This window comes from Thermodesulfobacterium hveragerdense DSM 12571, assembly GCF_000423845.1.
GTDB lineage: Bacteria > Desulfobacterota > Thermodesulfobacteria > Thermodesulfobacteriales > Thermodesulfobacteriaceae > Thermodesulfobacterium > Thermodesulfobacterium hveragerdense.
Genome location: NZ_AUIT01000010.1, coordinates 60,279 through 73,463, shown reverse-complemented (window position 1 = coordinate 73,463; position 13,185 = coordinate 60,279). Strand labels below are relative to the sequence as shown.

Below are 13,185 nucleotides of genomic sequence, written 5' to 3'. Positions count from 1 at the left end.
TTTTGTTTATAAGAAATATCCTGAGGGGGTGAGGAGGTATATATACACGACGAATGTGGTTGAGAATATAAATAGCAGGATAGAGCTGATAAGGGTAAATACAGGGGGATATTTTCAATCAATCAAGACAGCAGAGGTTGCGATATACATAACAGTAAGTCGGATTCAGAAAACGAGATGGCAAAAACCACTTCCTTTAATTAAGTCTGCTTTATACGAATTGAGGCAAATGTTTGTAAAGAGATTTTATAAGGAGACACAATTCTCTTGACAAGTGTCTCCAGTAGCTACCACTTGATCTGGTTTGTATTTGTTTATGTATTGAAGGCACCTTTCTAAGGGTTGGTAAGAAGTTTTGTCTCTTTCTAAAAGGGTTAACCTTTCATTTTCAAAAAGGGCCACTTTAATATAAGTAGACCCAACATCAAGTCCTAATATCCTCATAGGTTTTTAAACTTAGAGATGTGACTCTTTACGCTTAAGGGTTATAACGTTTCTATAAAAGCTTCGCATCTTGTTTTAAGTTGTCCTACATCTTCCAGGCTGTAATTGGTATCTATCCTTAAAAAAGGAAGGTCAACAGCGTTTTCTACCTGATAGGCTTCAAAAAGATAAGGGGTACAAAACTGGATAGAATAATAGACTATCCCCTGAGCTTTTAATTCTTTAGCCATGTTTTGGATTTCTTCAATCCTTTCTGGATTCGGAGTAAAACAGGCACAAGGTGTTTTGAGATATCTTTCTGCTAAGAGTTTGATACCTTCTTCTATACTGTTAAAATCTTCGGGTACTAAATTGTGGTAATACCTTCTTCCTATACAAGATTCTTCACCTACCACAACTGCACCGTTGGTTTCTATCATATGATGAAGTTTCCAGTTAGGTAAGGCAAAAGGACATCCCGTAATAAGTATTCTTGGTGTTCCTTTAGGTTTAACCCCTATTCCCTTTTTGACCCTTTCCTCAAGTTCATCGCAAAGTTCGTTTACCTTTTGAGTAAACCTTACAGGATCATCGTAAAAGGCAATCTGATTCACCAAAAGAGCATCAAGACCTGAGATAGGAGCTGGGTCATAACTTCTTAACCGTTCAAGTCTCATCAAGGCTTTTCTTTTTTCGTTTACCACCTTGACTTCCTCTTTAAAACGCTCTAAAGTCATAGTTTGCTGACTTATCTCTTCTAACTTATTTTTAAGGGCAAAAAGTTCTTTTAAAAACAGCTCTTTTCCCCTTTCTGTTTTCATATGAGGAACTTCCATAACATAAACTTTTTGAGTAAGTTTATTTAAGATTTCATAAGCCTTTTTCTTTCCGTCGCAGGTTGTCTCTCCTATTAAAAGGTCACAACTTTCTGTGTAAGGACAAACTTGAGTAAGTTTAAAACCTATAAAAGCCTTGATAAGGTCACAGGTGTTTTTAGGTAAAACTTTTTCTGCTTCCTCAAAACCTATTTGAGCCCCTGCACAAAGCCCCACACATATACCTTCTACCGCACGGACCATCTCTTCAGGTACATACACACAAAAAGCCCCCACTACTTTTTTCCCTTGTTTTTTGGCCTCAAGGAGTTCTTTTATCCTAAGACCATGGGCCTCAGAAACTACAAAATCAAAATATTTCATCCCTTCAGGACGGTTTTCTTGAGAAAGATAGATTTGTTGATAAAATCCGGCTAATGCCTTAAGTAAACAATCATGGTTTTCTAAATCTATTCCCAGGTTTTTCCACATTTTGACATAGTCTTCTCCCATAACCTCCTCCTACTCAAATGTTTAAGTTTTCTGAAGATTGAAACCAATTTTTCATGAAAAAGATGGAAAGTCAAATAGAAATTGCAAATAAAATTTGAGTTAATATATTTAAAAAAACAATAAATTTAAGGGTATATCCTCACAGTAGGGCAGGGACCTTGAGGGTCTTGAACTTCTCCGATGAAGGTTACGTTATCAAGACCAGCATTTTTTATTTTTGTTTCAAAGATTGCTTTTTTTTCTGGAGGAACAGCTACCAAGACTCCTCCAGAGGTTTGAGCATCAGATAGTAAAATTAGTTCATCTTCCGAGACTTCAGGATGGATTTGGATAAATTTTTTGCAAAAATTAAGGTTATGATAGTCTCCTTCAGGTACTATCCCCATAGAAATTAAATCTTTAGCCTCTTTAAAACAGGGAACTTTGCTGGCATAAATGATAAGGTCTTTTTTGCTGGCTGTGGCCATCTCAAGGGCATGCCCGATTAGTCCAAACCCTGTTATGTCAGTGGCAGCTTTAAGGTCTAACTCTGTCATGATAGCACAGATTTTGTCGTTAAGTTCGGTCATGGTAGTTACCATTTTTTGATAGACCTCATTTTTCTCATCCAAGAGTTTACCTTTATAGGCGGTTATTAAGATTCCTGTGCCTATGGGTTTAGAAAGGTAGAGAAGGTCACCTGTTTGGGCTTGACTGTTGGTTATTATTTTTTGAGGGTGAACCACACCTACCACTGCAAGCCCGTATTTAGGTTCTGGGTCGTCTACGCTATGTCCACCTACCAGCAAAGCACCAGATTCTTTAATCTTAGACAACCCACCTCTTAAGATTTCTTTTAAGATTTCCTTAGGAATACCCCTTTTAGGAAAGGTTATAAGGTTTAAAGCCAAAAGAGGTTTTGCCCCACAGACATACACATCTGCTAAAGAGTTGGCAGCTGCTATTTGACCAAAGGTATAAGGATCGTCTACCACTGGGGTAAAAAAGTCTGCAGTAAAAACCAAGGCTTTTTCTTCATCTAATTTATAGATACCTGCGTCTGCTCCGTGTTCAAAACTTTGAATAAGATTAGGATGAGAAGGTAGCTCTAAACCTTCTAATATTTCCACAAGAAACTCTTGTGGAAGCTTGGCTGCTCAACCTGAAGCTTTGACCATTTGAGAAAGTTTAATTTCTGGCACACTCACTTGGGTCTCCTTTGATTTTCTCCACAGCATGTTTTATGATAGGTATTAAATTGGGAAAAATTTCGCTTATCGCTTTTGGGCTACCAGGGAGGTTGATGATAAGGGTTGTCCCCCTAACTCCAGCTATTCCCCTTGTCAGGGCTGCCATCGGGGTTAGGGGATAACTTATATACCTTATAAATTCTGGGATCCCCGGGATTTCTTTTTCTATTATTTCTTTAGTAGCTTCAGGGGTGACATCTCTTGGATAAACCCCTGTTCCTCCGTTGGTAACAATAAGGTCTAACTTTTCTTTGTCTGCCCAAGAGGTTAACACTTCTACTATCTTTTCTTTTTCGTCAGGTAGGATTAAATATTTGGATACCAGCCAACCTTCTTTTTCTACTAAGTTTTTAAGAAGTTCTCCGGTTTTGTCTTCTCTTTCTCCTTTAAATCCTTTATCACTAAGGGTAAGGATACCTACTTTTATCATTCTTCTTTAGCAGCCTCCATCTGAGATTTTCTTTCTGCAATCACCTTTTCTGCTACAAAAGGTGGAGCTTCTTCGTAATGAGAAAATCTGGAGATAAAATACCCTCTCCCTCCTGTAAACCCTTGCAAAGATACTACATAATTTTGAACCTCTGCCATGGGAACCACTGCAGATATTTTAGTCATCTTTTTATCTTTTTCAATCCCTAAAACCCTACCTCTTCTTGAGTTCAGATCTCCTACTACATCTCCAACAGTTTCATCTGGAACATATATCTCCATTTCTACATAAGGCTCTAAAAGTACAGGATTGGCTTGCTCCATACCTTTTCTGAAACAGTGTATAGCAGCTATCTTAAAAGCAAGGTCAGAGGAGTCTACTTCATGAGATTTTCCGTCGTAAAATTGTACCTTTACGTCAACCACAGGGAACCCTGCTAAAGGACCTCTTTCCATGGCTTCTCTTACCCCTTTTTCCACTGCCGGGACATAGTTTCTCGGAACGTTCATACCGGTAAGAGTTTCTAAAAATTCAAAACCTTTACCTCTTTCTAAGGGAAAAATATTAAAATGTACTTCAGCAAACTGCCCTCTACCTCCGCTTTGTTTTTTATGTCGGTAAATAACTCCCTGTACCGGTTTTTTGATGGTTTCCCTATAAGGAATCTTAGGTGTAGTGAGTTTTACTTTTACTCCAAACTTTTCCCTTAGTTTTTCTATGGTTTTTTCTATGTGTATCACCCCTAACCCGGAAATAAGAAGTTCTTTGGTTTCTTCATCTCTGGTAAACATTATAGACGGGTCCTCTTCTTTTATTTTTACCAAAGCCCCGCTTATTTTATCTTCATCAGCTCTGGTTTCTGGATGGATAGCCATGGTGATCATAGGCGAAGGAAGTTCTGGTAAAGAAATAGGTTTAACCTTAGGATTTTTAGAAAAGGTTATCCCTGTATATAAACCGTCAACCTTAGCAAAAACGATAACCTCCCCTTCTTTAACTTCTTTTACTTGCTGTAATCCATCTCCTCTTGGGACAAGAATTTGGGTGTATTTTTCTTCTTTTCCATTAGACGTAAAAACTGTGCTGTCTGAAGGAAAAGAACCAGCTAATACCCTTCCATAAGAGAGTTTACCAGCAAAGGGATCGATTATGGTTTTAAAGATAAAACCAGAAGATTTTTCATCTGCTTCTGTACGTGTTCTTACCAATTCATAGGAGGGTACAAAATGATATAAGTATTCCAGAAAGGCAGACACTCCTATACCAGGTTTGGCAGCACCAGCAAAGATTAAGGCAATTTTATTGTTAGCTAACCCTAATTTTAGACCTTCTAAAATTTCTTCCTTAGTTAAACTACCTGTATCCAGATATTTTTCTATTAATTCGTCTTTACCTTCAGCTGCGGTTTCAGTAAGGTTTTCCCTTAAAGTAGAGCCCCTATGTTTCAGATTTTCTGGATAATCTATGTATTCTATTTTGTTGCCTTTCTCAAGGATGGCTTTATCTTCTATCAAATCTACTAAAATATTATTAGGTTGACCTTCAAAGATATAAACGACAGGTACCTGTAAGATCTCTAAGTTATCCTGAAGGTCACAGATGGTTTGACCAAAATTACTCTTCTCTTCGTCTATCTTATTTATAAAGATAAAAAGCGGAACGCCCATTTCTTTTGCCATTTCAAACACTCTTATAGTTTGATATTTAATAGGATTGGAAGAGTCTACCACCAAAATAGCTGCATCAGATATTTTTAAGGCCCATTTTACTTCACCTAAAAAGTTTTCATCTCCTGGGGTGGTTAACAGATAAAAAGGTGTATCTTTATAATTAAACCCATAGATCTTAAGATAAAAGTTGGACTCTTTTTTTTGTCCTTTAATGGTTTCTCCACAAACTTTACATAGTGCTTCAGAAAGTCTCGCCTTACCAGCATCAGTTTGTCCTAAGATGGTTAATACTTTAGGTACCCCCATGTTATAACCCCCCTGTTTTTAATTGCTTAAAATTATTAAATAAAAAATTTTGTTTAAATAGTCAAGGTTGATTTTAGGGGTTAGATTTTTAAATTACTTTAGATACTAATAAAAATAATAAATTATGGTTTAGTCTCTTGTTTTTTTTTGTTGTAGTGTTATTGTTTAATAAAGCAGTAAAAAGAGGTTATTTAAAATTCCCCTAAGGTCTCGGTTTAATTTTCATATAACTTCTTTTCTCTGCTAACAAATTAAATAAACCATGGAGGATTTATGTTAACTTTTCAGAGTTTTAACCTTTCTCAGAAAACGCTTGAGGCGTTAGAAATTATGGGGTATAAAGACCCTACAGACATTCAAAAAAAGGCTATACCTTTGATCTTAGCAGGAGATGATTTGGTAGGTCAGGCTCAAACTGGTACAGGCAAAACTGCCGCTTTTGGAATTCCTATCGTAGAAAAGGTAAAGTTTAAAAAGAAGGAACTTCAAGCCTTAATACTTGTCCCTACCAGAGAGCTTGCCATTCAGGTTAGTGAAGAAATAAGAAACATAGGGAAGAATAAGAGGATTTTTGTGCTTACCTTTTATGGAGGTAAACCTTTACAAAAACAGATAGAACTTTTACAAAAAAGGGTAGGGAAGGTTTTAGTAGGCACTCCTGGAAGGATTAAAGACCTTATCAATAGAGGATATCTTAAGCTTGATGGTATAAAGATGTTGGTTTTAGATGAGGCAGATAGGATGCTTGACATGGGTTTTATAGACGATATCGATTACATAAGTTCTCAAATCCCTAAGGAAAGACAAACCCTCCTTTTTTCTGCCACTTTACCTAAGGAAATTTTGGTTTTAGCAGAAAAATACCTCAGAGATGGTTATAAAACCATAAAAGTTAAACCCGAAGAGATTACTTTAAAACAGATAAGTCAAGAGGTTTACAAAGTGCCTTCTCATATGAAGTTTGAAAAACTAACGGCAATTTTATCTATCTGGCAAGAACCCAAGATCATTATTTTTGTGCAAACCAAGTTAGAGGCAGAAGAGCTAGCCAAAGCTTTAAGGGAAGAGGGCTACTCAGTAAAAGCTATACATGGAGATTATCCGCAGAAAAAAAGAGAAATGGTGATGAAAGGTTTCAAGGCAGGAGAATTTAAAATTTTAGTAGCAACCGACGTAGCCTCGAGGGGTTTAGACATTAAAGATGTTGGATTGGTAATCAACTATGGACTACCTAAGGATGCCGAATCTTATATCCATCGTATAGGCAGAACCGGAAGGGCCGGTCAAACCGGTACAGCTATCTCTTTGATGAGCAGGTCTGAAGAAAAGTTTTTAAGAAATATCATGTTTAAAACTAAAGTCACACCTATGGTCAAATCTATATAACCCTAACTATAAGAGGTCTTGTAAGATTTATTAATCTCACAGGACCTCTTATAAAAAAATCTTTCTAAAGAACTTGACATCATGGTTAGAATTGATATTTTAACTATGACATGAAAAAAATTTCTTTATTTTTAGTTTATACAGAGGTAAAAGACGATATTCTTTTAGCTTTAAAGTCTCATTTAGAGACCCTTTTTGGGTATTCGGTTAATTTTTACGGTTTGGTTTTTGATTTTTCTGCAGCCTACAACCCAAAAAGAAATCAATATATCTCCTCTAAAATCATAGATCTTTTCTCAAAATATAAAAAAAATTTAAAAGAGAAATGGGTAGTTTTAGTAGACGTTGACCTTTATACTCATGGGCTAAACTTTGTTTTTGGAGAAGCTGATCCTAAAAGAGGAATAGTTGTAGTATCCCTTGCCAGACTTAACCCAGAGTTTTATGGGTTAGCTTTTGACGAAAAAATTTTTACAGAAAGGCTAATTAAAGAGGTTACCCATGAGCTCGGTCATCTTTTTTATCTACCACATTGTTTTCATGTAAATTGTGTGATGAGTTTTTCTAATACTATAGCAGATGTAGATAAAAAAAATAAATTTTTTTGTTTTGTATGTGAAAGTTTTTTGAAAACTTATTTGTGTATGGAAAAATTTTTTATAATATAAAATAATAAAACTTTTAGGAGGAAGAGATGTTTAATCTTAAGATTGAAACATTATCAAGAGAAGAGATTGAAAAAATTCAGCTCAGTAGATTAAGAAAAACCATCGCATTTCTTAAAAATTCTAAATCTATGTTAAAAGAGAAGATTAAAGACATCCATCCTGAAGATATAAAAAGTTTAGATGATTTAAAATACTTGCCTTTTACCACAAAAGATGATTTGAGGGATGGTTATCCTTTTGGACATATAGCTGTAGATCCTTCAGATTGTGTAAGAATGCATATGAGTTCAGGGACTACAGGGATACCGGTATTAAACCTTATGACTAAAAATGATGTGGCTCAGTGGGGTGAAATAATGGCTCGATGCTTGGCTTGTGCTGGGCTTACCTCAAAAGACAGGTTACAGATTATGCCTTCTTTTGGGTTGTTTAACGGTGGGTTTGGTTTTCATTATGGAGCAGAAACCTTAGGATGTTTTATCGTTCCAGCAGGTGCTGGCAGAAGTCTCATGCAACTCAAACTTATAAAAGATTTAGGTGTTACTGCCATAGGGGCTATAGCTTCTTATCCAGCAAGACTTATCGAAGTAGCTCAAGAAAACGGGTTTGATTTTAGAAAAACTAACCTTCGGGTAGCTATTTTAGGTGCTGAAACCTGGTCAGAGGAATATAGAAAAAGGATAGAAGACATGATGGGGGTTAAGACCTTTGATATCATAGGAATGACAGAAACCGGAGGGGTAGGTTTAGGCATAGATTGTGAGGCAAGAAAAGGGATTCATGTTTGGGAAGACCATTATATCATAGAAATCGTACATCCTGAAACAGGTGAGACATTGCCTTTAGGAGAAGAAGGGGAAATAGTGGTTACTACCCTTACCAGAGAAGGTTTGCCTCTTATCAGGTATAGAACAAGGGATATATCTAAAATAATAAGCTACGAACCATGCGAGTGTGGGAGGACTCATCTTAGAATAGACAGAATTAAAGGTAGAACAGACGATATGTTGAAGGTAAAGGGAGTAAATTTTTATCCTTCTCAGATAGAGGCTATACTTTTGAAGTACAAAGGACTTGCTCCATATTATCAGTTGGTAATAGAAAATATAAAAGGTAAAGACGAGATGACCATCATTGTGGAAAAAAACGACAGAGGTTTAACCGATCAAGAAATGGATAGGTTAAACTTAGAGCTTTATGATCTCTTAGGTTTTAGAAGTAAGATTCAGATCGTTCCTGAAGGCACCATTCAAAGGGTTCCAGGAAAAGCCGTGCGAGTGATAGATAAAAGAAAAAAATAAAAAAAAATTTATAAAAATCTGTTATTTAATAGAAAATAGGACTTAAAAACCTACTTTTTTGGGACTTGTTAGGCTTGACTTAAGGATTGAGCTTATATAATATCTATATCTAATAGGCAAAATAGGGTTATTTTAAAATCTTTCTGTATGGGGGTTTATAATGGGAAAAGTTTTTAGATATTTTTTCCTTGGGTTGTGTTTGTCTGGAGTTCTTTTTTGTGTAAGTTTTCTTCTTTCACTGACCTTTAATAAGTCTTCAGTAGCAAGTAGCAGTGGTTCAAACGATGCCTGTTTAAAGTGTCATAAATTAGAGAGGCTTCATAAGGTTTTACCTAATGGAGAAAAGATGGCTCTTTATGTAGACCCTGAGAAGTTTCAGGCCTCTGTTCATGGAAGTATGGATTGTCTTTCTTGTCATGCCGACCTTAACGTAAAGGAACATCCAAGACCGATGAAAATTGCCAGTGTAAGGGAATATAAAAAGATAGTTTCTGCTAATTGTGTAAATTGCCATGCTATAGAAAGTCTTTCTCCTATCCATAAAAACATAGTAAAAGAAAATAAACTCTCTTGTGCAGAGTGTCACGGTTCACATTACATTAAACCTATAAAAGAGGAATTTGATAGGATTGCTAAAGATTGTTTAAAGTGTCATAAGTTAGAGAGGCTTCATAAGGTTTTACCTAATGGAGAAAAGATGGCTCTTTATGTAGATTCAAAGAAGTTTTATGATTCTGCGCACGGAAATAAGGTTCACTGTTTATTCTGTCACCAGGATATTGATAAATCTACCCATCCTAAACCGATCAAAATAGAAAGTCGTTATAGCTATTCCAAAGGGGTAAACCAAAACTGTTTAACCTGTCATCCTGCGTCCGGACTTTCTTCTTTTCATCAAAACATAGTAAAAGAAGGAAAGACCCTTTGTTCTGAATGTCATAATTTTCACTATATTAAACCTATCAAATTGGTAAGAAAACAGACCCAAGAGTGTATAAAGTGCCATAAAGTAGAAAGGTTGCCTAAGGTTTTAGGTAACGGTGAAAAGATGTATCTTTATGTTAATCCAGAAAAATTTGACAAAACTCCTCACGGTAAAATAGGTTGTTTTGCTTGCCATTATGATATTTATAACACAGATTTTCATCCCAAACCTATTAACATCAGATCTGTAAAGGAATACACTAAAGAAATAGGTTCTCGTTGTACTAAATGTCATACTTATGAAAGTATTTCTAAACATCCAGGTCATGCTATGGTAGCTAAAGATAAGAGGTTTATGTGTATTGATTGCCACGGATATCATACAAATATTCCTGTGGGGGTTAAATAATGAAAAAAAAGACGCTATATTTTTCTTTCTTGTTGTTAAGTCTTCTTTTGTTAACAACCGGTTTGCTTGCTGCTACCTCTAAAAGGGTTATCGGAAGTTTACCTTCTCAAGACCTAAGTTTTAAAGAATGGAAGCAAAAAGCAAGTTTTAATGAATACTGCATGTCTTGTCATAAAATGGATCTAAGCAAAACGTTAAAAACTGGTGAAAAATTAAATCTTAAGGTTAATTTAAATGAAATTAAGCAATCTGTTCATGGTAACTTTCAGTGTATCGTATGTCATAGTGATTTTTCAAAAAGTAAACATCCTTCATATACGTTTAAGAATAAAAGAGAGTATGCGGCTAATCTTTCTAAACAAATATGTCAGAAATGTCATACCGATGCCACATTAAGAAGAAATCAGGTACACTACACCATTTCTAAGACTGCCTCTTGTATAGAATGTCATGGATACCATGGAGTTAAGCCAGCTAAGATAGGTAAAAATTTACCTGAAAATCAATATTGTTTGACTTGCCATAGTAAATCAATCACTAAAAAGCTTGAAAATGGTGAAGTTCTTTCAGTAAAGGTAGATGGGTCTCATCTTTTAAGTTCCGTACATAAAGATCTTAAGTGTACTGATTGTCATAAAGGTTATTCTAAAACAGAGCATCCTATTAAAAAAATAGCATCACTAAAAGAGTATAGAAAACAGGCTATGGAAATATGTAAGCAATGCCATACTAAAGAGGTAGATCAGTTTAACAAGAGTATCCATGCCAAGGCTTTTTATCAAGGGAAAGAGAAGGCTCCTGACTGTATAAGATGCCACGACTACCATAAAGTAGCGCGTATTTTACCTAATAATGAGTTAAAGTTCAATCTCTGTGCAAGTTGCCATGGAGAAGAGGCCAAGGCTTACAAAGATAGCATTCATTTTAAAGCCCTTTCTGAATCCAAGCCTAATGCTCCTAATTGTTCTAACTGCCATAAAGCCCATGACGTTTTACCTGTTAGTATGGCAAAATTAAACGACTCTTGTTTGTCCTGCCATAAGGACTCTAAAAAGGCTCATAGTAAATGGCTTTATAATCCACCTTTTACCTTAGAATCCTTTGTAGATGTCCATTTTAAGAGTGCTTCTTGTAGTGTGTGTCATGCAAAAGGGGAAAAGGCAGTGATGTTGTCTTTGGTAGATAAAGCTAAAAAAACAGGCATAACGGTAGAAGATCTAAGTAAAGCTTTAAATTGGCCGGTTGAAGAGGTAAAAATAAGATAGATCTTAATAAAGATGGTTTGGTCCAGGAAAAAGAGTTCTGGCAGTTTTTGAATACGGTTAAACAAAAGGTGAAAGTTGAATTAAAAGGAAGATTAGACTTAGTAAACTCTAATGATGCTCATAAAATTCTTTCTAAGAAAGAAGCTATAAAAGATTGTACTGTCTGCCATAGTTCTGAGGCTAAGTTTGTTGGGGTTTTAGAAATCAATAAAGAGGGAGATAAAACCTTAAAGGCATTAGTAGATAGAAAGATTTTAAATTCGTTATATGCCATACCAAATGTTAAGGATTTTTACGTTTTAGGTCTGTCAAGGATTAGTGTTTTAGATATATTGTTTGTTTTGGCTGTGGTTTGCGGTATAGGTTTTGGTTTAGGGCATCTATCTTTAAGAATTATAACCACACCTATTAGAAGAAAAAGAAGGGAGGGGAAATAATGAAGAAGGTATATTTACATCCTTTACCTGTAAGAATATGGCACTGGATCAATGCACTTAGTTTTATAGTATTGATAATTACCGGATTACAGATCAGATTGGTAGATAAGATAAATCTTATGTCTTTTGAAAGTGCGGTTAAGATACATAGCTGGTTAGGGTTTATTTTGCTTGCTAATTATTTTATCTGGTTATGTTACTATCTGTTTACCGGAAAAATTTTTAAGATTTACATTCCTCCTTTTTGGAGACCTATAGAGTTTATCAAAAAGGCTTTTAACCAGGCCAAGTATTATGCCTATGGTATCATGGTAGGAGATAAAAATCCTCACCATCCGACCCCTGATAGCAAATTTAATCCTCTTCAACAGGTTTTTTATTTTATCATCATGATTTTTTGTATACCTTTACAAATTTTGACAGGGCTTGTTCTTTGGGATCCTGTTCAGTTTGGCTGGTTAGAAAGTTTGATGGGTGGTATTCAGATTGTTTCTCTAATTCATAATGGCCTTTGGGTGTTTTACGGATTTTTCCTTTTTGTTCATATTTATTTAAGTACTTTAGGACATACTCCTTTAGCTCACATTATAGCTATGTTTACTGGATATGAAGAAGAACATGAAGAACATACGGAGCATTAATTAAAAAACGAGGGGGTAAAACCATGAAAAAGAAGGTTGGGATAGGGTTAATTATAGGAGGAATTTTGTCCTGTTTTACTTTAGTTTTTGCTCTTCCAACAGAAATACAATTAAAATTTGAAGGAGCTAAGTTTCCAGGTGTTAAATTTAATCATGCAAACCATGTAGATGTATATAAAATCGATTGTAAAGTGTGTCATCACGCAGAAGCAGACCCTACCAAAGAAGTGAAAAAATGTATAGAATGTCATGATATAGCTCAGGCTAAAGATAAGGTGTTAAAAGCTATGGATGCTTATCATAAGACCTGCATTGAATGCCATAAAAAAGTTAATGCCGAAGAAAGTAAACAGGCACCTGTTAAGTGTAACGATTGCCATAAAAGATCTTAAAATGGAGAAGAGAGGCTAATATAAGCCACCTCTCAGATTAAATTTCCTCTTCTTCTAATTCTTCTAAATCTTCATCATAGATATACTCTACTTCTTCAGAAAATTTAAAATCAGTTTCCTTAGGAGGTTTATAAGGGACCCTGATTATCTCTCTTAATTGTTCTAACTCTAAAGGTAAAGTTTCATCTTGTTGACAAACTTCACAGTTTTGCACATGTTTTTCTACTAAATCCATCATTTTTACAGGAGAAAGGGTAAAAGACCTTACTTCTTGATACCAATCTCTGATGAGGGTTTTTAATCTATCGCAATTCATTTTAATTGTACCTCCCTGGCTATTTCCCTTAAAAAGTATAAAAAATATTTTATCCAAAAT

At 35.3% G+C, this 13,185-nt stretch carries 14 protein-coding genes and 1 pseudogene; 9 read left to right on the top strand and 6 right to left on the bottom strand.

The features are described 5' to 3' along the window. Window positions 1–271, top strand: a pseudogene (locus tag G580_RS10055) (IS256 family transposase); the annotation flags it as partial. On the opposite strand, the gene G580_RS0104775 reads toward G580_RS10055, so the two are convergent. From G580_RS0104775 to G580_RS0104755, 5 genes are all read right to left on the bottom strand, one after another. Beyond that, window positions 247–444: a hypothetical protein gene (locus tag G580_RS0104775; protein ID WP_028841251.1), complete on the bottom strand. Its 198-nt coding sequence runs from the start codon at window positions 442–444 to the stop codon at window positions 247–249. The pseudogene G580_RS10055 and the gene G580_RS0104775 sit on opposite strands and share 25 nt — an antisense overlap. Window positions 445–485: 41 nt before the next feature. Beyond that, complete coding sequence (locus G580_RS0104770) at window positions 486–1,751, bottom strand: double-cubane-cluster-containing anaerobic reductase (RefSeq protein ID WP_028841250.1); 1,266 nt, start codon at window positions 1,749–1,751, stop codon at window positions 486–488. Window positions 1,752–1,876: 125 nt separating this feature from the next. Next, a complete protein-coding gene (selD, locus tag G580_RS10050; protein ID WP_083960804.1) occupies window positions 1,877–2,932 on the bottom strand; it encodes a selenide, water dikinase SelD in 1,056 nt (351 codons plus the stop codon). Then, entirely contained in the window at window positions 2,919–3,410 is a 492-nt protein-coding gene (locus G580_RS0104760; RefSeq protein WP_028841249.1) for a MogA/MoaB family molybdenum cofactor biosynthesis protein, read from the bottom strand. The genes selD and G580_RS0104760 overlap by 14 nt, the downstream gene beginning before the upstream one ends. Beyond that, window positions 3,407–5,386 (bottom strand): elongation factor G, encoded by a 1,980-nt coding sequence (locus G580_RS0104755; protein WP_028841248.1) that lies wholly within the window; start codon window positions 5,384–5,386, stop codon window positions 3,407–3,409. Before G580_RS0104755 ends, G580_RS0104760 begins: the two co-directional genes overlap by 4 nt. Before the next feature lie 273 nt (window positions 5,387–5,659). Between G580_RS0104755 and G580_RS10045 the strand changes: the two genes are divergently transcribed. The 8 genes from G580_RS10045 to G580_RS0104725 all read left to right on the top strand — a co-directional run bounded on the left by G580_RS10045 (window position 5,660) and on the right by G580_RS0104725 (window position 12,809). Beyond that, window positions 5,660–6,772 (top strand): DEAD/DEAH box helicase, encoded by a 1,113-nt coding sequence (locus G580_RS10045; RefSeq protein WP_051173107.1) that lies wholly within the window; start codon window positions 5,660–5,662, stop codon window positions 6,770–6,772. Window positions 6,773–6,882: 110 nt separating this feature from the next. Then, window positions 6,883–7,440, top strand: coding sequence for an archaemetzincin family Zn-dependent metalloprotease (locus tag G580_RS0104745; RefSeq protein WP_028841247.1), 558 nt, complete (start codon window positions 6,883–6,885; stop codon window positions 7,438–7,440). Between the two features lie 26 nt (window positions 7,441–7,466). After that, window positions 7,467–8,741 (top strand): phenylacetate--CoA ligase, encoded by a 1,275-nt coding sequence (locus G580_RS0104740; RefSeq protein WP_028841246.1) that lies wholly within the window; start codon window positions 7,467–7,469, stop codon window positions 8,739–8,741. Window positions 8,742–8,901: 160 nt separating this feature from the next. Then, window positions 8,902–10,074 carry a hypothetical protein gene (locus tag G580_RS10040; RefSeq protein ID WP_038041588.1) on the top strand — a complete coding sequence of 391 codons (1,173 nt, stop codon included), beginning with the start codon at window positions 8,902–8,904 and terminating at the stop codon, window positions 10,072–10,074. Beyond that, window positions 10,074–11,339: a multiheme c-type cytochrome gene (locus G580_RS10035; protein WP_051173106.1), complete on the top strand. Its 1,266-nt coding sequence runs from the start codon at window positions 10,074–10,076 to the stop codon at window positions 11,337–11,339. The genes G580_RS10040 and G580_RS10035 overlap by 1 nt, the downstream gene beginning before the upstream one ends. Window positions 11,340–11,356: 17 nt before the next feature. Continuing rightward, entirely contained in the window at window positions 11,357–11,776 is a 420-nt protein-coding gene (locus G580_RS11000) for a hypothetical protein (RefSeq protein ID WP_051173104.1), read from the top strand. Further along, window positions 11,776–12,417 carry a cytochrome b/b6 domain-containing protein gene (locus G580_RS0104730; protein ID WP_028841245.1) on the top strand — a complete coding sequence of 214 codons (642 nt, stop codon included), beginning with the start codon at window positions 11,776–11,778 and terminating at the stop codon, window positions 12,415–12,417. The genes G580_RS11000 and G580_RS0104730 overlap by 1 nt, the downstream gene beginning before the upstream one ends. A 23-nt stretch (window positions 12,418–12,440) precedes the next feature. Next, window positions 12,441–12,809 carry a cytochrome c3 family protein gene (locus tag G580_RS0104725; RefSeq protein WP_028841244.1) on the top strand — a complete coding sequence of 123 codons (369 nt, stop codon included), beginning with the start codon at window positions 12,441–12,443 and terminating at the stop codon, window positions 12,807–12,809. Between the two features lie 37 nt (window positions 12,810–12,846). On the opposite strand, the gene G580_RS0104720 is transcribed toward G580_RS0104725, so the two are convergent. After that, window positions 12,847–13,125 (bottom strand): hypothetical protein, encoded by a 279-nt coding sequence (locus G580_RS0104720; protein WP_028841243.1) that lies wholly within the window; start codon window positions 13,123–13,125, stop codon window positions 12,847–12,849. Window positions 13,126–13,185: the final 60 nt, after the last annotated feature.

What these genes read in the sequence shown, in the direction of transcription:
- G580_RS10035 (WP_051173106.1), top strand. Translation starts at nt 10,074, where the DNA reads ATGAAAAAAAAGACGCTATATTTTTCTTTCTTGTTGTTAAGTCTTCTT.
- G580_RS0104760 (WP_028841249.1), bottom strand. Translation starts at nt 3,410, where the DNA reads ATGATAAAAGTAGGTATCCTTACCCTTAGTGATAAAGGATTTAAAGGA.
- G580_RS0104755 (WP_028841248.1), bottom strand. Translation starts at nt 5,386, where the DNA reads ATGGGGGTACCTAAAGTATTAACCATCTTAGGACAAACTGATGCTGGT.
- G580_RS0104730 (WP_028841245.1), top strand. Translation starts at nt 11,776, where the DNA reads ATGAAGAAGGTATATTTACATCCTTTACCTGTAAGAATATGGCACTGG.
- G580_RS0104770 (WP_028841250.1), bottom strand. Translation starts at nt 1,751, where the DNA reads ATGGGAGAAGACTATGTCAAAATGTGGAAAAACCTGGGAATAGATTTA.
- G580_RS0104725 (WP_028841244.1), top strand. Translation starts at nt 12,441, where the DNA reads ATGAAAAAGAAGGTTGGGATAGGGTTAATTATAGGAGGAATTTTGTCC.
- G580_RS0104720 (WP_028841243.1), bottom strand. Translation starts at nt 13,125, where the DNA reads ATGAATTGCGATAGATTAAAAACCCTCATCAGAGATTGGTATCAAGAA.
- G580_RS10040 (WP_038041588.1), top strand. Translation starts at nt 8,902, where the DNA reads ATGGGAAAAGTTTTTAGATATTTTTTCCTTGGGTTGTGTTTGTCTGGA.
- G580_RS0104775 (WP_028841251.1), bottom strand. Translation starts at nt 444, where the DNA reads ATGAGGATATTAGGACTTGATGTTGGGTCTACTTATATTAAAGTGGCC.
- G580_RS10045 (WP_051173107.1), top strand. Translation starts at nt 5,660, where the DNA reads ATGTTAACTTTTCAGAGTTTTAACCTTTCTCAGAAAACGCTTGAGGCG.
- G580_RS0104745 (WP_028841247.1), top strand. Translation starts at nt 6,883, where the DNA reads ATGAAAAAAATTTCTTTATTTTTAGTTTATACAGAGGTAAAAGACGAT.
- G580_RS0104740 (WP_028841246.1), top strand. Translation starts at nt 7,467, where the DNA reads ATGTTTAATCTTAAGATTGAAACATTATCAAGAGAAGAGATTGAAAAA.